Origin of the sequence: Streptosporangium sp. NPDC000396 (assembly GCF_042898655.1) — a bacterium.
In the GTDB taxonomy this organism is placed as follows: Bacteria; Actinomycetota; Actinomycetes; order Streptosporangiales; family Streptosporangiaceae; genus Streptosporangium.
In genome coordinates, this window is sequence record NZ_JBIAZA010000038.1 from 1 (window position 1) to 20,125 (window position 20,125).

At 66.2% G+C, this 20,125-nt stretch carries 17 protein-coding genes; 7 read left to right on the top strand and 10 right to left on the bottom strand.

All coding sequences use genetic code 11. From position 1 onward, the window contains the following. Window positions 1-628 precede the first annotated feature (628 nt). Window positions 629-1,873, top strand: a complete 1,245-nt coding sequence (locus ACFY2X_RS40630) for an ATP/GTP-binding protein (RefSeq protein WP_389948644.1) — start codon at window positions 629-631, stop codon at window positions 1,871-1,873. Next, window positions 1,833-2,438, top strand: coding sequence for an RloB family protein (locus ACFY2X_RS40635; RefSeq protein WP_389948646.1), 606 nt, complete (start codon window positions 1,833-1,835; stop codon window positions 2,436-2,438). Before ACFY2X_RS40630 ends, ACFY2X_RS40635 begins: the two co-directional genes overlap by 41 nt. A gap of 54 nt (window positions 2,439-2,492) precedes the next feature. On the opposite strand, the gene ACFY2X_RS40640 is transcribed toward ACFY2X_RS40635, so the two are convergent. Beyond that, window positions 2,493-2,906, bottom strand: coding sequence for an ATP-binding protein (locus tag ACFY2X_RS40640; protein WP_389948648.1), 414 nt, complete (start codon window positions 2,904-2,906; stop codon window positions 2,493-2,495). Window positions 2,907-3,032: 126 nt separating this feature from the next. Continuing rightward, window positions 3,033-3,425 (bottom strand): hypothetical protein, encoded by a 393-nt coding sequence (locus ACFY2X_RS40645; RefSeq protein ID WP_389948650.1) that lies wholly within the window; start codon window positions 3,423-3,425, stop codon window positions 3,033-3,035. Window positions 3,426-4,066: 641 nt separating this feature from the next. Between ACFY2X_RS40645 and ACFY2X_RS40650 the strand changes: the two genes are divergently transcribed. Both ACFY2X_RS40650 and ACFY2X_RS40655 read left to right on the top strand, forming a co-directional pair. Continuing rightward, window positions 4,067-4,888 (top strand): helix-turn-helix domain-containing protein, encoded by an 822-nt coding sequence (locus tag ACFY2X_RS40650; protein WP_389948652.1) that lies wholly within the window; start codon window positions 4,067-4,069, stop codon window positions 4,886-4,888. Further along, window positions 4,879-5,091: a DUF397 domain-containing protein gene (locus ACFY2X_RS40655; RefSeq protein WP_389948654.1), complete on the top strand. Its 213-nt coding sequence runs from the start codon at window positions 4,879-4,881 to the stop codon at window positions 5,089-5,091. Before ACFY2X_RS40650 ends, ACFY2X_RS40655 begins: the two co-directional genes overlap by 10 nt. Window positions 5,092-5,441: 350 nt before the next feature. Here the strand turns inward: ACFY2X_RS40655 and ACFY2X_RS40660 are convergent, their stop codons facing one another. Next, the gene (locus ACFY2X_RS40660; RefSeq protein WP_389948656.1) at window positions 5,442-6,200 is read right to left on the bottom strand and encodes a DUF433 domain-containing protein; all 759 of its coding nucleotides are present in this window, start codon (window positions 6,198-6,200) and stop codon (window positions 5,442-5,444) included. 344 nt (window positions 6,201-6,544) lie between these two features. On the opposite strand from ACFY2X_RS40660, the gene ACFY2X_RS40665 reads away from it, so the two are divergent. After that, the gene (locus ACFY2X_RS40665) at window positions 6,545-7,495 is read left to right on the top strand and encodes a hypothetical protein (RefSeq protein WP_389948658.1); all 951 of its coding nucleotides are present in this window, start codon (window positions 6,545-6,547) and stop codon (window positions 7,493-7,495) included. 54 nt (window positions 7,496-7,549) lie between these two features. On the opposite strand, the gene ACFY2X_RS40670 is transcribed toward ACFY2X_RS40665, so the two are convergent. From ACFY2X_RS40670 to ACFY2X_RS40680, 3 genes are all read right to left on the bottom strand, one after another. After that, window positions 7,550-7,888, bottom strand: coding sequence for an XRE family transcriptional regulator (locus ACFY2X_RS40670; RefSeq protein WP_389948660.1), 339 nt, complete (start codon window positions 7,886-7,888; stop codon window positions 7,550-7,552). After that, window positions 7,885-8,268, bottom strand: a complete 384-nt coding sequence (locus ACFY2X_RS40675; protein ID WP_389948661.1) for a type II toxin-antitoxin system RelE/ParE family toxin — start codon at window positions 8,266-8,268, stop codon at window positions 7,885-7,887. The genes ACFY2X_RS40670 and ACFY2X_RS40675 overlap by 4 nt, the downstream gene beginning before the upstream one ends. A 283-nt stretch (window positions 8,269-8,551) precedes the next feature. Beyond that, a complete protein-coding gene (locus ACFY2X_RS40680; RefSeq protein WP_389948663.1) occupies window positions 8,552-9,592 on the bottom strand; it encodes a helix-turn-helix transcriptional regulator in 1,041 nt (346 codons plus the stop codon). Between the two features lie 63 nt (window positions 9,593-9,655). Between ACFY2X_RS40680 and ACFY2X_RS40685 the strand changes: the two genes are divergently transcribed. Further along, window positions 9,656-10,045 (top strand): VOC family protein, encoded by a 390-nt coding sequence (locus ACFY2X_RS40685; RefSeq protein WP_389948665.1) that lies wholly within the window; start codon window positions 9,656-9,658, stop codon window positions 10,043-10,045. Between the two features lie 28 nt (window positions 10,046-10,073). Here the strand turns inward: ACFY2X_RS40685 and ACFY2X_RS40690 are convergent, their stop codons facing one another. The 4 genes from ACFY2X_RS40690 to ACFY2X_RS40705 all read right to left on the bottom strand — a co-directional run bounded on the left by ACFY2X_RS40690 (window position 10,074) and on the right by ACFY2X_RS40705 (window position 17,140). Further along, the gene (locus ACFY2X_RS40690) at window positions 10,074-11,792 is read right to left on the bottom strand and encodes a chondroitinase-B domain-containing protein (protein ID WP_389948667.1); all 1,719 of its coding nucleotides are present in this window, start codon (window positions 11,790-11,792) and stop codon (window positions 10,074-10,076) included. Between the two features lie 133 nt (window positions 11,793-11,925). Beyond that, entirely contained in the window at window positions 11,926-13,239 is a 1,314-nt protein-coding gene (locus tag ACFY2X_RS40695; protein ID WP_389948669.1) for a phosphotransferase, read from the bottom strand. A 4-nt stretch (window positions 13,240-13,243) separates the two neighbouring features. Beyond that, window positions 13,244-14,947, bottom strand: a complete 1,704-nt coding sequence (treS, locus tag ACFY2X_RS40700; RefSeq protein WP_389948671.1) for a maltose alpha-D-glucosyltransferase — start codon at window positions 14,945-14,947, stop codon at window positions 13,244-13,246. Between the two features lie 45 nt (window positions 14,948-14,992). Further along, entirely contained in the window at window positions 14,993-17,140 is a 2,148-nt protein-coding gene (locus tag ACFY2X_RS40705) for an alpha-1,4-glucan--maltose-1-phosphate maltosyltransferase (RefSeq protein WP_389948673.1), read from the bottom strand. A 363-nt stretch (window positions 17,141-17,503) separates the two neighbouring features. Here ACFY2X_RS40705 and glgP point away from each other — a divergent pair, with 363 nt between their 5' ends. Further along, a complete protein-coding gene (gene glgP / locus ACFY2X_RS40710) occupies window positions 17,504-20,086 on the top strand; it encodes an alpha-glucan family phosphorylase (RefSeq protein WP_389948675.1) in 2,583 nt (860 codons plus the stop codon). Window positions 20,087-20,125: the final 39 nt, after the last annotated feature.

The following is a 20,125-nucleotide window of genomic DNA, read 5'->3' on the forward strand; positions in this document are numbered from 1 at the left end:
CCCCAGCAGAATCGGCGACATCGCCCGCGCAGCGCTTGTCCTCACCCATTTCGAGCACAACTACCTACCGGCAATTCGCTGAGATCACGTCACTGTGTCCCCGCCTCAGTGAGATCAACACAGTCCGGCTCGGCCGGTGAGCGGGACGGTGCCTCGGTCACCAGTGACCCTCGGCCCGGAAAATCCCGGGCGGGCCGTCACATGCGGCGGTCCCAGTAGTAACGGCGCAGGAAACAACGGATATGCAGGTCAGCGGTGCGTCTTTCCGAATGTGCTCGAAGACACTTACAGGTACTCCGATCTACATATCCGTTGGAAATTTCTTCATTTCTACTGGAGTCCTTATATGTCTGAAAGTCCTGCTTTGGTAGGTTGTATGCGTGATTGCCGTATTTCTATTTCGTATATGGAGAGGTAAGCGGCACGTCATTCGCTCGCCGTCCGAATCGAGGCGGACTTGGCGGTCTCCCCGGACAGCCGGATGGCCGGTCCCGTACAGTTGCTCACGCTCGTTCGTGCGGTTCTTTCGCGCGACTAGGGGTAGATCCCTCGTGGAAAGGAGGTCGGCACGCCGATGTTGCTGAGTTTTCGCACAGCTAACCATCGATCACTCCGAGATGAGCAGCAGTTGCTGCTGACTCCCAGCTACAGTGCTGACGGTTCCGCGGGCGCCGACTGGGAGGCCGTGCCCGTGGTCGGGCTTTTCGGGCCCAACGCCTCAGGCAAGTCCAACTTCATCGACGCATTGGTTTACATGCGAAACCTGGTGCGAGGTTCTCTCAAGGAGAGCGAGCCGGGCACCGGCATCCATCGACATCCCTTCGCCCTGGATCCTGCCATGCGTAAAAAGCCATCCACGTACGTGGTCGATCTCCTCCTGGAAGGGGTCAGGCACACATATGGCTTTTCGGTCGACGACATGCAGGTGACCGAAGAGTGGATGTACAGTTACCCGCAGAAGCGGAAACGCACGATTTTCCACCGGTGTCTGGACGAATACTCGTACGGCGAGCATTCTCCGGAGTCAATGCGGCAGGTGCAGGAGATCACAGAGTCGAATGTGCTCTTCCTGTCCGTCGCAGCGAGGTCGAGGCAGGTCCTGGTCAGGGCGGTCTATGACTGGTTCGCCGGTGTTCTGGGTCGTAAGCCCATGACGACGCGTTTCTTTCGCGGTTCCGCTTCCACCACGGAGTCCCTCGACCGCTCCGGTTATCTCGACCGGCTGACGTCGCTGCTGCAGGCCGCGGATACCGGAATCGAGTCGGCTGAGATCATCGAGGAGACGGATGCGGAGTTCGCCGAACGGTCCGCTCGTCTGGGAGGGGTTGATGGATATCTTCCACAGCGGCGCAAAGACATATTTTTTAAGCACAAGGGAGAAAAGGGCACATTCGCCCTGGGGTTGAGAGACCAGTCCCTCGGGACGCAGGCCCTCTACGAAATAGGGCTCCCGGTCTTCAGGTCGCTCGATCGAGGAACTCCTCTCATCGTGGACGAGCTCGACTCAAGCCTGCATCCCTATCTGTCTGCTCAACTGATCAAGCTGTTCCGAGAGCCGTCGACTAATCCCCTGGGGGCGCAGCTCATCTTCACCAGCCACGACGCCACACTGCTCGGCCGGATTCAGGGCGAAGAGGTGCTCCATCGAGACCACATCTGGTTCACCGAGAAGGACGAATGCGGTGTGACCGAGCTGTTCTCGTTGTCCGAGTTCAAGCCGCGCCGGGATGAGAACCGGGAGCGGAGGTATATGGCCGGCCGCTACGGTGCCGTTCCGATCGTCAATGACGAGATTTTCGCTACTGCGCTTTCCATGCGCGGAGAGGTAGGCGATGTCCCCCCGGGCATACAAGTCTGCGAGGATCAGCACTGAAACCCGTCTGGGACGGAACAGTCGAGGTGCGAGGGAGGAGCGCTCCAGCTTCCTGATCCTGTGCGAAGGGAAAACCGAGAAAAACTACTTCTCCGGCATGCGGTCGCGCCGCGGTCCCCAAATCGATGTGGACGCCCCCAAAGGGGACCATATTTCCGTGGTGCGCGAGGCGATCAGCCGGGTGTCGAGCGAATACGACGCCGTCTGGTGCGTTCTGGACACGGAGCTGGATGAAACGCTCACGGAGGCGATGCAGCGTGAAGCACGGCGTGGCCCCGTCGATCTCGGCCTGTCCACGCCGTGTTTCGAATTCTGGCTGATCCTTCACCACACCGATTGCGCGAGGCCGTTCCTGTCGGCCGAAGAAGCCAAAAGAAAGCTGAGAGAGGTCGTCCCCTCCTGGAGCGAAAGCAACACCAGGTTCTCCGACTTCGCGGACGGAGTCGACGCCGCGTGCCGTAGAGCGCAGAAACTCAGCTCTGACAGCGGAGAGCCGTTGAAGAATCCCTCGACCGGTGTCTGGCAGTTGGTCGCGAGCCTTCGGGAACGATCCGAAGCACGTTAGGGATTTCTCGGATCCGGAGTCTGTATGCACCCTGGACGCTTCGGTTCACGTCATTCACCGAGCCGCTCGGACGCTGTGTGACGGTACCCGCCAGCGGGCCCAGACGGTTTTGCCGGGGCGGTCGGGCAGTGGGGTGACGCCGAAATCGTCGGCGAGCGCCTCGACGATGGCGAGGCCCCGGCCGTGGAGCGCCTCGACCCCGAGGCTGAGAGGGCGGGGCCGTCCGGGGCCGTGGTCGGTGACCCGGACGCAGAACTCGTCGGTCCCCGCCCACAGGGAGAGCCTGACCAGGGGTTCGCCGTGGGTGATCGCGTTGGCGAGCAGTTCCCCGGACACCAGGACCACGTCGTCGGCGAGGCTCTGGAGCATCCAGGCGGTGAGCGTCTCGTTCACCATTCTGCGAGCCTTGCCGACGATCGACAGGTCGTGGGGCAGGATCCAGCAGACGGTCCTCAGATTGTCGGGCATCGGGGCTCCTCGTGGAGGTGATGGGATGCGGGCGGGTGGAGGAGGCGTCCGATCCGCCTCGCGTCTCAGGTAGCGCAGTTCCTCAGCGGTGCCGCCCGCGCGGCCGGGTGTCGGTGTCACGCGGGTTCATGGCGCTGCCCCTTTCCGGTACGGCTCGCGCCCGCCGGACGATGCCCGCTTGCCGGGCGGTCGTCCACGCCGGTACGGCTCGCGCTCGCCGAGCGAGGTTCGTGTGCCCGGTGGCTCTCCGAGCCGGTACGGCGTGACAGCCACTGACGAGGGGTGCTCCTGCCGCCGGTGCCGCCCGGGGGAGACGGCGGGGAAGGCCGGCGGCAGGAGCGGGCGCACCGGTGTGGGGACCGGTGGCCGGTCGCACAGCCCGAGGCGCCGCCGTACGGCCATCCGGGCGTGAACCTGTGCGGGAGTGGGCTGCTCCCAGTCGTGGTGGGCCCGATGGGGCAGGCTCGCCGCTTCGTGCGCGTACGGCGGATGGCCACACCAGCGGCATCCGAACGGCATCGGCGGCCGGTCATTGTGCCAACGGACCCTGATCGGCCTGTGGGTTCCACTACGGTGGTGCATCGGATCGGACCTCCGGTATCCGGTCAAGGGGCTTGTCATGGCGTGCTGTGCCGTGGCGAGCCCCGCTTTCGTCTTCGGGACGGGGACGGCTCTCGGGTGGGGACGTTTCCGCGGGGACGGCCATGGTCGGGTGAGGGCATCTCCGGGTGGGACGATCCCGGCCGGGTGAGGGTGTCTCTGATGTGGGCGCCTATGAACCGGGTGAGAGGCGCATCGGCGGGCCCGGCTGGGCGGGGCTGCCACCGTTTCGTGCGGGCTTGCCGAAAAGTGACAGGTGCGTGTCCGGCGGATAGGTGAAATGCCCGCCGGAGTCACACGTTTCTGAGGTCTCAGCGGTCATTTTCAACACCCTTTATCCGGACATAGGCGGTGATTTTTTCGACAGAGCTATAAGACTCTTGTCTGTGTGTATGAGAGGGGTCTCTCGGCGCTGTTCTCGCGCCTTCCGTCCCTTCACGGAGTGCCTTCAACCGGCTACGTTTGATATCGAAATTCCCGCACAGCGACAGGACACTTTGTAGTGGAACTGTGTTTTCTGTGTCGGCGAGTAGCGTTCCCCCATCACAGACGGAGCTGAAATGTCCGTTTCCCCTGAACCTGAACCCTCTGTGAATCCTCTGGTTCTCTTGGGTGCTGAACTGCGTAAGCACCGAAAAAGGGCAAATATCTCCATGGAGCGTCTGGCGGAAGCCGTTCAGTTCAGTGCGAGTCTGATCGGCTTCATTGAAAGAGGTCAGCGCACGCCGAGCCGCAACTTCATGCAGCGCTACGACGACGCCTTGGAGGCGGGAGGGGAACTCGTCCGCTTGTGGGAACGCCTCACTCGGGCGGCAAGTCCCTGGTGGTTCCGGGGCTGGTTGGACATCGAGCAGGAGGCGCACACCCTGCACACCTGGGAACCGCTCGTCGTGCCAGGTCTTCTCCAAACCGAGGATTACGCGCGGGCGGTTATCCGTGGAGAGCCCGGCATAACCGACGAGCAGATGGAAAAGGCCGTCGCCGCCCGAATGGAACGACAGAAAATATTCGCCCGCGCCAATTCGCCCCTATTTATGGCGGTGATCGACGAAGGCGTTCTGCATCGCCCGATCGGTGGCAGGGAAGTCATGCGTCGGCAGCTCGAACGCCTCATGGAGGCGATAGAGTCCCCGCGAATCGGCATCCAGGTCGTTCCCTTGGCTCTGGGGGTGACGACGGGAATCCTCGGCGGCTTCGTGATCGCGCAGCTTCCAGGAAGCCCAGATATGGTGTATATCCAATCCGCAATCCATGGGCATGTGTCGGATCGGCCGGAAGATGTGAAAGCCATCCATGGCAGATACGACGCACTGCGAGCCGAGGCGCACCCCCAACCTGCCTCCATCGAGTTGATCCGAGAAGCGGAGAAGCTGTGGACCTGAGCGATGAGCTGAAGACTGCTGCCTGGCGTAAGGCCACCAAGAGCGGGTCCGACCAGGGAAACTGCCTGGAGGTCGCCCCGCTGTCCGGTGGCCGGGTCGGTCTGCGTGACACCGAGGCTCCCGAGAAGGCGCCTTTCGTGGTGAGTTCCAGCGTGTGGGAGGCCTTCATCGACGGGGCCAAGAAGGGCGAGTTCGACTTCTAGCCCCCACTCCAGCGCCCCGGAAGCGCGAGAAGGCCCTTGGCGATGGCCAAGGGCCTTCTCGCCTTACAAGCTAAGCCGCTGTGTATTCGACATCGCCGAGGCTCTCGGGCTGAAGCCCCCCAACCTCATCCCAGTTCATTGCGCTCGCCCGCGCTGCTTGCCTGCCTTCTCCGCAGCGTATTCGGCACTTGTCATCGTCCCTGAGACCTGATTTGCATGTCGCTGATCCCGGTCTCGTTGACCGCCATGAACGCGCAGGAGGGCCAGGGCACGGCCGACACCGAGGGAGGTCTCATCGACGAAAAAGCGTACGCTCTGCGGGTCTATGGGGGGCATGACGTTCCAGAGGTTCAGGCGCTACGGCGCTGCTCGAACAGCACGGCGGCGTGCACCTGTTCGAGCGACAGCTCATAGAGGTCGGAGATCATTTCTTCGGAGTCACCCGCTCTGACCTGTTCGGCGATGACTTCCGTGGGAACGGACCGGACGGCGGGCTCACCGAACGCCCGCAATGGATCGATCTTGACATCGGGAAGCCGAGGGTCGGGGAGCATGCGTACGGCGGTTCCGTCGTCGAACTCCACCGCATCGACGAAGATCTCGACGGGGTCGGCCATGACGAGCTGACCGCTGCGTACCACCACGAGAAGAAGCTCGTTCTGCAGTCCGACCTGTTCCTGGACCCGTTGGATGAGCTCCTTGCCATGCGGGGTCACGAAGTTCGCCGATTGGGCAAGGGGATACTGTGACCGGGTCTCAGTCCGTAACTTCGCTATGGCCGGTCGCATGTTGATGATGGGGACACCCGCGTCGCGGTATTCGGCCAGCAGACGAGTCTCGATGAACTCGCCCCATGTGGCCATTTCCTCGCCAGTATGACGTTGCCGGACGACTGGATCGTAGGTGCGGCCATTGCGGACGTATCCGTCGATCCAGCGTCGTGCGGTGCCGGTGGGCAAGCCGAGCAGGCGATCGACCTGGGACATCGTGTAGGTCGGTCGCTCGAGGAGATCGGCGACGCTCATGGTGTGCATCATCCCATCGACGCGGTCTGCGACGGTCTTTGCCGCTGAAGAACGCGTGAATCGCATCACGAATTTTCGATTCACATGAGCGTTTTAAGAAATGTCCCATTTATGTAGAACCGCATGATCGGGGCGACGTGTGAGTGCCGGTCGTTCCAGTCGTGGCCCTGCCTCCGGCCGGTGTCGGTGGCCGGTTTCGAAGCCGGTTGGATGACAGTCTGGTTTGCCTTTTTCGGTTGGGGTGAAATCGTATTGATCTCATCCGATATGCCTAAACCGCCTCATGTTTCATGAAGATTCGTCACACTCTGCGTATCGTCCTGTACGGAGTGATCCCATCCGTCTGCTCCGGCTCTGCGTCGGTCGGGGGTCGGGCACCCGTACGGCGATCATCCAGATGTTGTTCTTCGCCGCATGAAGGAGAAGGCATGTTCTCGACGACAGGGACGACAGGCATCGCGTCAGGCCGTGTGCGCCGGACATCCGTGGTGTCCGGCCTCCTGCTGATGCTCCTGGTCGCCGCCGGTCTGGTGGGCCCGCAGCGGGCCGCCGCCGACGAGGGCACCACGATCACCATCGGGCAGCCCGGGCACATCACGCTCACCGCGCCCAGGACCGTCGCCCCCGGCGCCGAGGCCCTGCTGGACCTCTCCTACACCAACACCTCGGACCGCAGGATCGAGACGGCCCCGCTGACCATCACCTTCGCCCCCGAGGCCGACAGCAGCCTCGACGCGGGCAGGTTGTCCTGGTGGTCGCCCGACCCGGAAGGTCACACGCGGGCCGTCACCGGCGACACCACGAGCCGTACCGTCACCGTCGACTGGCGCGACTTCGACCCGGGTGACACGAACCGCACCGTGATCTATCTCCCCTTCAAGACCACGGCGTCCGGTCAGGTCCCCCTGCACGCCACCCTGACCGAGAACTTCGCCGACGGCCCCGTCACCACCGATCTCGGCAGCCTGACGATCAACGCCATCCCGCCCGTCGCCGATCTCGCCGTCTCGCTGGCGGCCTCTCCCAGGGGTCTGGGCGTCGCCTACGCCACCTTCACCGCAACCGTCACCAACCGGGGGCCGGCCGCCGCGACCGCGGCACGCCTGCGCTTCACCTATCCGGCGGGCTTCGCCCAGCCGGCGGCCTCGGGCTGCGCCGTCGACACCGGGGCCCGCACCGTCACCTGTGACCTGGGGGCCCTCCCCGCGGGCGGCTCCGTGACCAAGTCCCTGGGCCTGCACACCCAGTTGCTCGTCATCAGCACCCGCCTCACCGTCACGGCCCGGCGCCTCGACAGCACCCCGGCCGACACCCAGCCTGCCAACGACACGGCCTCGGCCACCTGCTCCGCCATCACGGGCCTGCTCGTCATCTGCTGACACCCGCGTCACGGTGGCTCCGGGGCAGTGCGTGTCTCCGGAGCCACTGATCGTCTACGCCACGGTGTATTCGACATCGCCGAAGTCGGCCACCACTCGGAGCCGCCCGCCGAGAGCCTCGACATATGAGCGCAAGGTCGCCACCTCGACGCGGTCGACCTCCCCGTGCTCGATGGCTGAGACTCTCGGGCCGGAGACCCCCATGGCGGCGGCCACGTCACGCTGAGTCAGGTCCTGCTCGCGCCTGATCTCGGCAAGCTTGTGTGCCCTCACCTCTGCGGCAAGCCGGTCCATCGCGGCAGACTTCTCGGCCTCCGACCGCACCGGCAGTCCTGCGGCCTGGCGTCGCTCCCGCGCCCGCCGCTTCACCTCGTCCCAGCTCGTCGTGCTCATTCGTACTCCCTGCTGGTCAACTCCGCCACGTGCTCGGCATAACGCTTTTCCGCCAGCGGTATGTTCGTTTCATACCAATGGCTCCAGTTGCCTGCCTTGTCGCCCGCGACGAGAAGCACCGCCCGGCGAACCGGATCGAACGAGAACAGGATGCGGATCTCGCTCTCTCTTGACGAGCCAGGCCGCAATTCCTTCAGGTGATGATTGTCGGCCCCTTTGATGCGGTCCACCAAGGGGCGGCCGAGAGTCGGCCCGACCCTTGCCAACATGTCTATGGCGTCTTCGACCTGCTCGGCGCTGTCCCAGTCGTCTCGGCACAACTGGTCATACCAGTCGCTTACCTCGGCGACCAAGACGACCTCCCATGCGGCCTCATCCATAGCTTAACCCTGGCATTAAGTTGGCAGCAAGGAGGTGCTTTCTGAGTAGAGAGGAACGTCACCTGCCTTGATTTCTCCAGGACGTCCTTCGCGGCTGGCTGTGGCCGAGGGACGTTCTCGGGAGCGCGGGCCGATGGCCGCGTTGCCTGGATCTGATGGACGATCGGGCCTGACGCCGCGTTTCCGATAGGTCCGGGGCGGGCGACCGCCTCTCAGGCGCTTCCCTATGGGCTGAGGTATGGGCAGCTGTTCGGTTTCCCGGACTAGCGGCAAGGTCGCTTAGTTAGCGATCTCGCGGGGCCATCAAATGGGCGGAAACAGCAACAGAGCTCCTGCTAGAACAGTGTCGACCAAGATCGCAGTTCGGCAAGAAGCTTTCGTTGGCATCAGCAAGTGCCTGGGCGTGGCATAACAGGGCCTCCCGTACCTCGTGGGGCGAGAGCACCTGGAGCGGAGTGCCCAGGCCGAGCAGATATCGGGCGAGCTGATCGGCGTCGCGTCCGCCGATTTCGACGACAGTGGTTTCGGCGCCGTCGGGATGGTGGGTGCCGATCGTCGGGGGGACAACCCGCAGCGCCTGGTCCAGAGGCAGGGGGAGGCGGATCGTCACGTAGAGCGGGTACGTGACGCTCGCGATGCCCTCGGCGACCAGCAGGACCGGGTCCGGCGGGTCGAGGAATTCCACCGCGTGTCCGGTCGGTCGTACCTGCACCACCCGGTCGGCTCGGAACGTGCGCCACTCGCCCCGTGCCACGTCGCGGGCGACGAAGTACCAGCGGTGGGTCGTGCGGACGAGGCGGTAGGGGTCGACGTCACGGACCGTGGCCTTGCCTTCATGGTCACGGTATGACAGGTGGGTACGCTCGCCGCGGCGGCAGGCCGTGGCCAGTTCCAGCAGCATGCCGGGGCTGATCTGCGGTTCCTTGGACCTGGGAGTCTGCACGAAGGTGTCACCCAGCTCGCCCAGCCGCTTCGCGATCCGTTTCGGCAGCGTCTGCCGGAGTTTCAGCAGCGCCGACAATGCGGCCTGGTCGCCGCCGAGCACACCGCTGAGTGCGGCCTCGCGCAGGGCGACGGCCACGGCCAGCGCCTCTTCGTCGTCCAGGATCAACGGCGGCACACCGGCGCCGGAGCCCAGATGGTAGCCGCCCCAGGGTCCGGGGTCGGACTCCACGCCGTAACCAAGGTCCCGCAGCCTGGCGATGTCGCGCCGGATCGTACGGTCGGTGACCGCCATCCGCTCGGCGAGCTCGCGGCAGGTCCACGACGGCCGCGTGGACAGCAGCACGAGCAGTCGCAGCAGGCGGGAGGAAGTCTTCGTCACCCGGCCAAGTCTTCCTGACGACCAGGACCGATCCTGTCCTGGTCTCGTCATAGCCTCTCGACCATGAGCACCGGAGCCACGTCCGCACCTGCGATCCGCTTCCTGTCCGTCGACTTCGACTGCGCCGATCCCGGCGAACTGGCCCGCTTCTACGCTGAAGCCCTCGGCCTACCGGTCATCTACTCCAGCGAGGACTTCGTCCTCCTCGGGCGGGAGGGTTCACCCGGACTGGGCTTCCTCCGGATCGCCGACTACCAGCCTCCCACCTGGCCGGACCCGTCACGGGGTAAGCAGGCCCACATCGAACTGGGCGTCGACGACCTGGACGCCGCCCAGGCCCGGATGCTGGCCCTGGGGGCTGCCGAGCCTTCGTTCCAGCCGCAGCCTGATCGGTGGAGGGTCTTGCTGGACCCCGCGGGTCATCCCTTCTGCCTGTCCACCCACGGAACCTGACCGGGTGCGGGTCGTAGCCGCATTGGGATTAGCGGGCGGCCGGGCCCACGTCCGCGCGGGTGAGCGGGCCGGTTCCGGCGCCGGGGTGACGCTCGTCCGCGCCCACGTCCGGGACCGACGCGCGCGGCTGCTGGTCCATGTCCGTCTTCACCTCGGGATAGCTGCCCTTCGAGGCGTCGATCGCCGGGCTCGCGGTGCCGAGCCGGTAGGTCCCGGCGGCGTCCTGGACCAGCTTGGGATCGCGTTTGCCCGGCCCGGCCACCGTGTCCCACTGGATGTTCCCGCCCACCGTGGCGTTCTCCGCCTCGCCGAGCCGGAGCAGGGCGCCCGCGGAGGGCCGGACCAGGATGTTGTTGGCGATCACGCAGTCCTTCGCCGGGTTCGCGCCACCCTGGACCCGCACCGCCAGGCCGCCGGAGTTCACCACGGTGTTGAACAGCAGGCGGGTTCCGGTGGCCCGGTGGTGCGTGCTGTTGTATCCGGCGCCCAGGACGATTCCGTCGGTGCCGACACCCGCGATGTAGTTGTTGACGACCGTGTGGTTCTCGCCGTAGATCCGCAGGCCTATCGGGCCGCCGATGAGGAAGTTGCCCTCCACGGTGGTGCGGTCGCCCGCGCGCAGCGTCAGACTGCCCCGTCTGCCGCCGAGGATGGTGTTGGCGCGGACGACGTTGTCCGAGGACTTGACCGACAGCGCCTCGTCGTCGCCCTCGGCCTTCTCGAAGAGGTTGTACTCCACCACGGCGTGGGCCGGCACCTGCTCCTTATCGCCGTAGCCGAGCCGGATCGACTCGCCGCCGTTACCGGTCCACTGGTGGTTGTAGAAATGGTTGCGGCGAATCGCGACCCGTTGCGCCATGCCCGATCCGGGCCCGCTGACCTGGAGGAACACTCCGTGGGTCGTCTTGTTCATGAAGGTGTTGTTCGCGATCTCCGTATCGTCGCCCTCGACCGTCAGCCAGTTGATCTTCGCTGTGGAGGACTCGTTCAGCCGGAACACGTTGCGCGCGATCCTGATGCGGGTGGATCCGGCGGGAACGGCGAGCCCGACCTGCTGGCGGAACACAAAGCCTTCGACGGAGACGCGCGAGGATCGGTCGAAGGTGAAGGTCCCGGTACCGGTGAAGGTGACGCCGCCGACGGTCTGCGCCGCGATGGTGATCCCGGTCTTCTGCTTGATCGGGATGTCGCCGTCCACGGAGTAGCGGCCGTCGGCGACCACGATGCGCTGGCCGGGCGCCGCCTTGTCGATCGCGGTCCTGAGCTCGGCCACCGAGGTGACCACCGGTGACTCGGCCGCCTTCACGGTGAGCCGGTCGAGGTTGGGTCCGCCCACCTCGGTCGCGGCGGTGAGCCGTACCTTGTTCGATCCCGCTTTCAACGGCGCCTTCACCGTCACCTCGCGCCAGGTCGTCCAGGCTCCGGTGGAGGCGAACGGGCTGCGGGCCGCCACCGTGGAGCCGTTCACCGTGATGTCCAGCGGACGGTCGGCCGGGGCCGCGTTGGCGTATCTGACGACCAGATCCGCGTTGCCCGGGGCCGCGGCGGTCACGGTGAACTCCACATAACCTCCGGCGGCGCCTGCGTAGTCCACGAAGCCTGTGCCGCTGAACCCCGTATGCCTGTCGTCGACCACCGCCTGGGACAGGGTGGCCTGCTCGGCTTCGTAGGCGGTGGACGCGATGTCCGGGACGGGCAGAGAGTGCAGCCCGGTGACAACGGCCGTCAGAACCGATAGACCAAGCATGATCGCACTCCTGCGGTTCGGTAACTTTCTTTACGAACCTCGCAGGCTAGGACCTGTCCCTCCGTAAATCAAGGCCCTCCTATGCGGCCTCCTCCGCCGAGGAGCTCTGGGAATGGCCGATCGAGAAGGGCGCCTACCGCTCGACCTGGAAGGCGGCCATCGGGATGGGAAGCCAGGTCGGGCGGTTGCGGGCCTCGTACGCCACTTCGTAGGCGGCCTTGTCAAGCTCCAGGGCACGGAGCAGGACGGCGTCCTCGGGGCGCAGGTGCCCGCCTCCGGCCGAGTAACCGGCCAGGAAGGACGAGCGGTTGAGCTCGGCCCACTCCGCCGCCCGGGGGCGCAGTGAATCGGCCTCGGGGTGGTCGGCCAGCAGGTGACGGGCGGCGTAGTCGAACGAGCGGAGCATGCCGGCCACGTCCCGCAGCGGGGAGGCCAGGGCACGGCGCTCGGCCAGGGGCTGGCCGGGCTCGCCCTCGAAGTCGAGGACGACCCAGTCGGTGGTCGTGCGCATCACCTGGCCGAGGTGATAGTCGCCGTGCACCCGCTGGACGGGCATCTCCCTGGCCACGTCGGAGACCCGCTGGTAGGCCTCATCGGCGACCTGGGCGTACTCGCCGAGCGCGGGAACCTGGTCGACCGAGACCGCCAGGCGGCGGCGGAACTCCTCGACCATCCGCTTCACCTCCTGCGACTCGATCACCTCGGTCGGGAACGCGGTGGCCAGCTCGTGGTGGAGTTCGGCGGTGGCGACGCCGAGGCGGTAGGACTCGGAGCTGAAGTCGCCGCCCGCGTCGGAGGCCGAGGATTCGAGGCTGGCGTAGAGGTCGCGGACGCTGGTCAGGGCGAGGGCCCAGCCGTCGTTGGCCGTGGCGAGGAATTCCTGGGTCATCGCCAGGGTCGTGGGCTCGCCGTCGAGGTCGGTCTCGATCCAGCCGTACGGCTGCGCGATGTGGTGCGTGCCTTGGCGGGCCAGGGCGGCGACGATCTCCAGCTCCGGGTTGACACCCGGGATCAGGCGGCGGAACAGCTTGCAGATGTAGGTCTCGCCGTACACCAGCGAGGTGTTGGACTGCTCGGCGCCGAGCACCAGGCTGCGCAGGGAGGTGTCGATCTCCGCCCCTTCGACGTGGCGGAAGCGGAGCGGGCCCGTGTCGCGGTCTTCGGCCATCCCGGCGAGCAGGGTGCCGGTGAGATCGGGGTCGTGGGCGGCGTCGTAGTAGCCGGGGCCGATCCGGGCGTGGTTGAGCCGCCCGGACGGATCCTCGTTGGTGCCGAGCAGGAGCTGGTAGCGGTCGCGTGCTCCCGCCTGGCGCACCGAGATGATCAAATGGCGCAGGCCGGGGGAGAGCTCGACGTCGGATTCGACGCCGAGCTCGTCTATCGGCCGCCCCTTACCGGCGAACCATCGTTGATGGGTTATCCAGCCGGCAAGGAGCTCCGTCAACACGGCTTTACGCCTCCTGAATTACGGGCGGCAAGGTGAACCAGTAGAACCCATGCCCAGGGAGCGTCAAAAGATACGGAAGTTCGCCAATTGGTGGGAACGGAACTCCGCCGATCGTCTCGACGGGGACCGATCCCTCGAACCGGCGCAGGTCGAGCTCCACCGGCTGCGGGAACCGCGACAGGTTGTTGACGCACAGCATCCGGTCGTCGCCCAGCTCGCGCACATAGGCCAGGACGCTCGGGTTGGAGGAGTTCAGCTCGGTGAACGCCCCGAGGCCGAAGACCGGGTGACGCTTGCGAATGTCGATCATGCGCTTGGTCCAGTGCAGCAGCGAGCCGGAGCTCTTCTGCTGCGCCTCGACGTTGATCGCCTGGTAGCCGTAGATCGGGTCCATGATGACCGGGAGATACAGGCGCCCGGGGTCGCAGCTGGAGAACCCGGCGTTGCGGTCCGGGCTCCACTGCATCGGCGTGCGGACGCCGTCGCGGTCGCCCAGCCAGATGTTGTCGCCCATCCCGATCTCGTCGCCGTAGTAGAGCACCGGAGAGCCGGGCAGCGACAGCAGAAGCGCGGTGAACAGCTCGATCTGGTTGCGGTCGTTCTCCAGCAGCGGGGCCAGCCGCCGCCGGATGCCGACGTTGGCGCGCATCCGGGGGTCCTTGGCGTACTCCGAATACATGTAGTCGCGCTCGTCGTCGGTCACCATTTCGAGCGTGAGCTCGTCGTGGTTGCGGAGGAAGATTCCCCACTGGCAGTTTTCGGGGATCTTCGGCGTCTGGGCCAGGATCTCCGAGATCGGGTAGCGGGACTCCCGCCTGACGGCCATGAAGATGCGCGGCATCAGGGGGAAGTGGAACGCCATGTGGCACTCGTCGCCGCCGGTGGCCGGATCGCCGAAGTACTCCACCACGTCCGCCGGCCACTGGTTGGCCTCGGCCAGCAGCACCCGGTCGGGGTAGAGCCGGTCGACCTCGGCCCTGACCCGCTTGAGGTATTCGTGGGTCCTGGGCAGGTTCTCGCAGTTGGTGCCGTCCTGCTCGAACAGGTAGGGGATGGCGTCCATCCGGAACCCGTCGATGCCGAGGTCCAGCCAGAACCGCAGCACCTCCAGCATCGCGTCCTGGACGTCCGGGTTCTCGTAGTTCAGGTCCGGCTGGTGGGAGAAGAACCGGTGCCAGTAGTACTGGCCGCGGACCGGGTCGTAGGTCCAGTTGGACGACTCGGTGTCGATGAAGATGATCCGGGCGTCCTTGTAGAGCTCGTCGGTGTCGGACCACACGTAGAAGTCGCCGAACGGCCCCTCGGGGTCGTGGCGGGAGGCCTGGAACCAGGGGTGCTGGTCACTGGTGTGGTTCATCACCAGGTCGGCGATGACTCGCATGCCTCGCTTGTGAGCCTCATCCACCAACTTCACGAAATCCCCGAGATCGCCGAACTCCGGGAGAATCTTCATGAAGTCCGCGATGTCGTATCCGCCGTCGCGGAGCGGTGATTCGTACAGGGGCAGCAGCCAGAGACAGTCCACGCCGAGCCACTGGAGGTAGTCCAGTTTCTCGATGAGACCGCGGATGTCTCCGGTACCGTCGCCGTTGGAATCGGCGAATCCCCGGATCAGCACTTCGTAGAAGACCGCGCGCTTGAACCAGTACGGGTCGCGCGGCTTCTCCTCGTCGAAGGTATTCGGGATCGGCTCAGGTAGCTGACTCACCAGTGGACTCCCCGCTGTTCTGCCGGTCTCGCGTACCCGGCCGGCTCACCGCTGGTTCGCCGTGGCACGCAGAGTGAAAATGTGTGCTGGGTGAATATGAGGGTCGAGGCGCACGTAGTTGTGCTCCCGCCAGCGATACGACTCGCCCGACAGCTCGTCGTCCACGACGAATTCGGCTTGCCAGTCGAGGCCGAGGGCGGGCATGTTCAGAGACACGATCCCCTCGTGGGTGTTGTGCGGATCGAGGTTCACGACCGTCAGCACCACGTCGCCCAGGCCGTGCCGTCGTGTGGCCGTGTCGTAGGCACCGGGCAGCCGCTTGGAGAAGCAGACCAGGTCCGGATGGTCGACGCTGTGGAACCGTAGGTTACGCAGTTCCTGGAGCGCCGGGTGGGCTCTTCGGAACAAATTAAGTTGCGTGATGAGCGGGGCAAGGCTACGGCCTTCTCGTTCGGCCTCGGCCCAATCGCGCGGTCTGTACTGATATTTCTCGCTATCTAGGTATTCTTCACTGCCTGGACGAACCGGGACATTCTCCGCAAGTTCGTATCCCGAATACACGCCCCAGGTCGGCATCGCCATCGCCGCTATGATCGCTCTAATCCGGAATGCCGCGACTCCCCCGAGTTGGAGGTATTCGTTAAGAATGTCCGGAGTGTTGACGAACACGTTCGGCCGCAGGAAGTGCGACGTCTCGTGGGACAGCTCGTCGAGATACTCCTCGACCTCCTGCCGGGTGTTCCGCCAGGTGAAGTAGGTGTAGGACTGCTGGAAGCCGATTTTGCCCAGCATGTGCATCATCGCCGGCCGGGTGAACGCCTCGGCCAGGAACAGCACGTCCGGGTCGGTGGAGTTGATGTCGGCGATGAGCCGCTCCCAGAACGCCACCGGCTTGGTGTGCGGGTTGTCCACCCGGAAGATCCGCACGCCGTGGTCCATCCAGAGCCGCACCACGCGCTTGACCTCGGCGTAGATGCCCTCGGGGTCCTTGTCGAAGTTCAGCGGGTAGATGTCCTGGTACTTCTTCGGCGGGTTCTCCGCGTAGGCGATCGATCCGTCGGCGCGGATGTTGAACCACTCCGGGTGCTCCTTGACCCACGGGTGGTCGGGCGCGCACTGCAGGGCGAGGTCGAGGGCGATCTCCATGCCGAGCTCGCGGGCCTTGGCCACGAAGGCGTCGAAGTCCTCGAAGGTGCCGAGATCGGGGTGGATGGCGTCGTGCCCGCCGTCTTCGGAGCCGATCGCCCATGGCGAGCCCGGGTCGTACGGCTCGGGCGTCAGGGTGTTGTTGGGACCCTTGCGGAAGCTGTGCCCGATCGGGTGGATCGGGGGCAGGTATACGACGTCGAAGCCCATCTTCGCGATGGCCGGCAGCCGCTTCGCAGCAGTCGCGAAATTTCCGGACTTGGGGGCGGTGTCATGTTCGACGATGGCGCCTTCGGAGCGCGGGAAGAACTCGTACCAGGATCCGTACAGCGCTCTGCGCCGGTCGACCCGGATGCTGCGCCTGGACGACCTGGTCACCAGGTCGCGGAGCGGGTGCGCGCGCAGCATCTCCGCCGTCTCCGGAAGCTGGGTCACCGCGAACCGGGCACGCGGGTCGAGCTCCTGGTCGCGCAGCCTGGCCGCCACCGACAGGAGGGCGGCACGGTGCCCGCATGCGGGCGCCTCGGCGGCTTTCTGCCGCCCCGCCATCCTGGCGCTCACCGTCTTCCCGGCGGTCGTCCTGGCGGCGACCGTCTTCCCCGCGGACGCCTTTCCGGTGGCCGCCTTGGCGGCGGCGCCGCCGCAGTCGGCGGGCCGTACGGCTCTGGCCGCACGCTCGAAGAGCCGGGCGCCCTCCTCGCACATCAGTTCGGCGTCGATGTCACGGGGGATCTTGATGGCCGCGTCGTGCAGCCAGGTGGCTATCGGGTCGCTCCACGCCTCGATGCGGAAGTGCCACTCACCTTCGGTGGGCAGCGTCACCTCGACGCCCCAGCGGTCGGTGCCAGGAGCCAGCTCGCGCATGCGCAGCAGCGGTCCGCGCACGCCGTCCGGACCGGTGAGCACGGCTCCGGCGGCCACCGCGTCGTGTCCCTCCCGGAACACGGTGGCGGCGATCTCGAATGTCTCACCCGCGGCGGCCTTGGCGGGGTAGCGCCCGCAGTCGACCGTGGGGTGAATGTCCTGGATGGGAATTCGTCCGATCATCGCGTCTCAAGGTAGCGACGGCACGCCCGGTACCGTCGGGAAAAGTCGATAAGGAAAAATCTTCGTTTTTCAAACACCCCATGCCCGGCCTTGGGGTAGGGCAGCGCCCTGCCTCCGTATGGACGGCCGGTTCCCGGGGGCAGAGCAACGCGGCCCATAGCTCCGTGCCCCAATAGTCCATCTTCATGCCTGTCAGCGGAAGAGTGCGGGACCCTTACATCTACGGCGAGTTGATCCGCTGAGATCAGCGAACGCGTGATCGACCCGTCTTTGGTGTGTTTGGGGTTGATTGATAATGGTGAGAGGGAGACGCGTGAGTGTTTAGGTCGCCCTCGTGGCGCTGAGTAACTAGGGTCTGGCAGCGTGAGAGCAATCCGCAGGTTCACCGTCCGCACCGTCCTTCCTCCGGAGCTGGCCTCCCTGGGCGAGCTTGTGCACAATCTGCGCTGGTCATGGCATCCCAGGACGCTGGACCTCTTCGCAGAGGTCGACCCGGTCGTCTGGGAGCGGGTCGGCCACGATCCCGTCGCCCTGCTCGGCGCCGTCGACCCCGGCCGCCTCCGCGAGCTCGCCGCCGACCGCGGCTTCCTCGGTCGGGTCGCCGAAGCGGCAGACGATCTTCGCGAATACATGACCGGGCCGCGGTGGTACCAGACCATTCCCGACGCTCCTCGGGCCATCGCCTACTTCTCGCCCGAGTACGGCATCGCCGCCGCCCTGCCGCAATACTCCGGCGGCCTGGGGATCCTCGCAGGCGATCACCTCAAGGCGGCCAGCGACCTCGGCGTGCCGATCCTGGCCGTCGGCCTGCTGTACCGGCACGGCTACTTCACCCAGTCCCTTTCGCCGGAGGGCTGGCAGCTGGAGCACTACCCGTCCCTCGACCCTGGCGGCCTGCCGCTGACCCTCCTGAGGGAGGAGAACGGCACGCCGGTGCGGGTCGGGATCGGCCTGCCCGAAAACCGCACCCTGCACGCCCAGATCTGGGTGGCCCAGGTGGGCCGGGTCCCGCTGCTGCTGCTCGACTCGGACGTGGCCGAGAACGACGCCGCCGCCCGCGACGTCACCGACCGCCTGTACGGCGGAGGCACCGACCACCGTCTGATGCAGGAGCTGCTGCTCGGTGTCGGCGGCGTCCGCGCCATCCGGGCCTACTGCCGGGTCAGCGGCCACCTCGAACCGGAGGTGTTCCACACCAACGAGGGACACGCGGGCTTCCTCGGCCTGGAGCGCATCCGCGAGCTCACCGAGACCAGACTCTCCTTCGACGAGGCCCTGGAGGCGGTCCGCGCCGGAACGGTCTTCACCACCCACACTCCCGTCCCCGCCGGGATCGACCGCTTCCCCGTCGAGATGATCGCCCGCCAGTTCGGCGGCGACAACTCCTGGCCCACGGTCCCGGTGGACCGCATCCTGGCGCTCGGCGCCGAGGACGAACCGGGCAAGTTCAACATGGCCGCGATGGGCATGCGGCTGGCCCAGCGGGTCAACGGGGTCTCCGAGCTGCACGGCGAGGTCAGCCGGGAGATGTTCAAGGGGCTGTGGCCCGGCTTCGACGTCGCCGAGATCCCGATCGGGTCGATCACCAACGGGGTGCACGCGCCCACGTGGGTCGGCCGCGAGATCATGGAGCTGGCCGGCAGGGAGCTGCCCTCGCTGGTCGAGCGGGCCCAGGGCTGGGAAGGCGTGAACAAGATCTCCGACGCGGACATCTGGGCGATCCGCGGGAGACTGCGCGCGCGGCTGGTCGAGGCGGCCCGCGTGCGGCTGCGCCAGTCCTGGATCGACCGGGGCGTCTCTCGCGCCGAGCTCGGCTGGATCGACGACGCCCTCGACCCGAACGTGCTGACCATCGGCTTCGCCCGCCGGGTGCCCTCCTACAAGCGGCTCACCCTGATGCTGAAGGACCCCGAACGGCTCCGCACGCTGCTGCTCGACCCCGACAAGCCGGTCCAGATCGTGATCGCGGGCAAGGCGCACCCGGCCGACGAGGGCGGCAAGAAGCTCATCCAGCAGATCGTGAAGTTCGCCGACCGGGAGGACGTACGGCACCGCATCGTCTTCCTGCCCGACTACGACATGGCCCTGGGACAGCTGCTCGTCCAGGGCTGCGACGTGTGGATGAACAACCCGCTGCGCCCGCTGGAGGCGTGCGGCACGTCCGGGATGAAGGCCGCGCTGAACGGCGGGCTCAACCTGTCCATCCGTGACGGCTGGTGGGACGAGTGGTACGACGGCACCAACGGCTGGGCCATCCCCACCGCCGACGGCGTCGCCGACCCCGACCGCCGTGACGAGCTGGAGGCCGGCGCGCTCTACGACCTGGTCCAGAACGAGGTGGCCGACCGGTTCTACGACCGCGCCGCCGACGGCCTGCCGCTGCGCTGGCTGGAGATGGTCCGGCACACCCTGACCTCACTCGGCCCCAAGGTCCTCGCCGGCCGGATGCTCCGCGACTACGTGGTTCTCCTCTACACCCCGGCGGCCAAGGCCGCTCGTGCCCTGCTGCTCGACGGATACGAACCGGCCAAGAGCTTCGCCTCGTGGAAGCTCCGGGTCGGCCGCGCGTGGCCGGGGGTCCGCGTCGAGCACGTGGAGGCCTCGAACCTGGGCGACACCCCCGAAGTGGGGGCGTCCCTGGATCTGCGGGCGACCATCGCCCTGGGCGAGCTGCACCCCGGAGACGTCCGGGTCCAAGCCGCCTACGGCCCGGTCGGGCTCCACGACGAGCTGGTCAGCCCGGCCTACGCCACCATGGCCCTGGAGACGAACGGAGACGATGGCAAGGCGGTCTTCAGCGGCACCATCCCGCTGGAGCACACCGGGTCCTTCGGCTACACCGTCCGGGTCGTCCCCGACCATCCCTTCGTGGTGGCGTCCTCCGAGCTCGGTCTGGTCACCGTTCCGGAGGAGCCCGCGGGCATGACCAACGGCACCCTGCGCTGACCGGAGACCGGCCGGGGGACCGGAGACCGGCCGGAGGTC

Excerpts from the sequence above, each read along its gene's own strand:
- ACFY2X_RS40640 (WP_389948648.1), bottom strand. The coding sequence starts at position 2,906 with ATGCCCGACAATCTGAGGACCGTCTGCTGGATCCTGCCCCACGACCTG.
- ACFY2X_RS40675 (WP_389948661.1), bottom strand. The coding sequence starts at position 8,268 with ATGGATGAGGCCGCATGGGAGGTCGTCTTGGTCGCCGAGGTAAGCGAC.
- ACFY2X_RS40690 (WP_389948667.1), bottom strand. The coding sequence starts at position 11,792 with ATGCTTGGTCTATCGGTTCTGACGGCCGTTGTCACCGGGCTGCACTCT.
- ACFY2X_RS40705 (WP_389948673.1), bottom strand. The coding sequence starts at position 17,140 with ATGATCGGACGAATTCCCATCCAGGACATTCACCCCACGGTCGACTGC.
- ACFY2X_RS40650 (WP_389948652.1), top strand. The coding sequence starts at position 4,067 with ATGTCCGTTTCCCCTGAACCTGAACCCTCTGTGAATCCTCTGGTTCTC.
- ACFY2X_RS40685 (WP_389948665.1), top strand. The coding sequence starts at position 9,656 with ATGAGCACCGGAGCCACGTCCGCACCTGCGATCCGCTTCCTGTCCGTC.
- ACFY2X_RS40670 (WP_389948660.1), bottom strand. The coding sequence starts at position 7,888 with ATGAGCACGACGAGCTGGGACGAGGTGAAGCGGCGGGCGCGGGAGCGA.
- ACFY2X_RS40635 (WP_389948646.1), top strand. The coding sequence starts at position 1,833 with ATGTCCCCCCGGGCATACAAGTCTGCGAGGATCAGCACTGAAACCCGT.
- ACFY2X_RS40665 (WP_389948658.1), top strand. The coding sequence starts at position 6,545 with ATGTTCTCGACGACAGGGACGACAGGCATCGCGTCAGGCCGTGTGCGC.
- ACFY2X_RS40645 (WP_389948650.1), bottom strand. The coding sequence starts at position 3,425 with ATGCCGTTCGGATGCCGCTGGTGTGGCCATCCGCCGTACGCGCACGAA.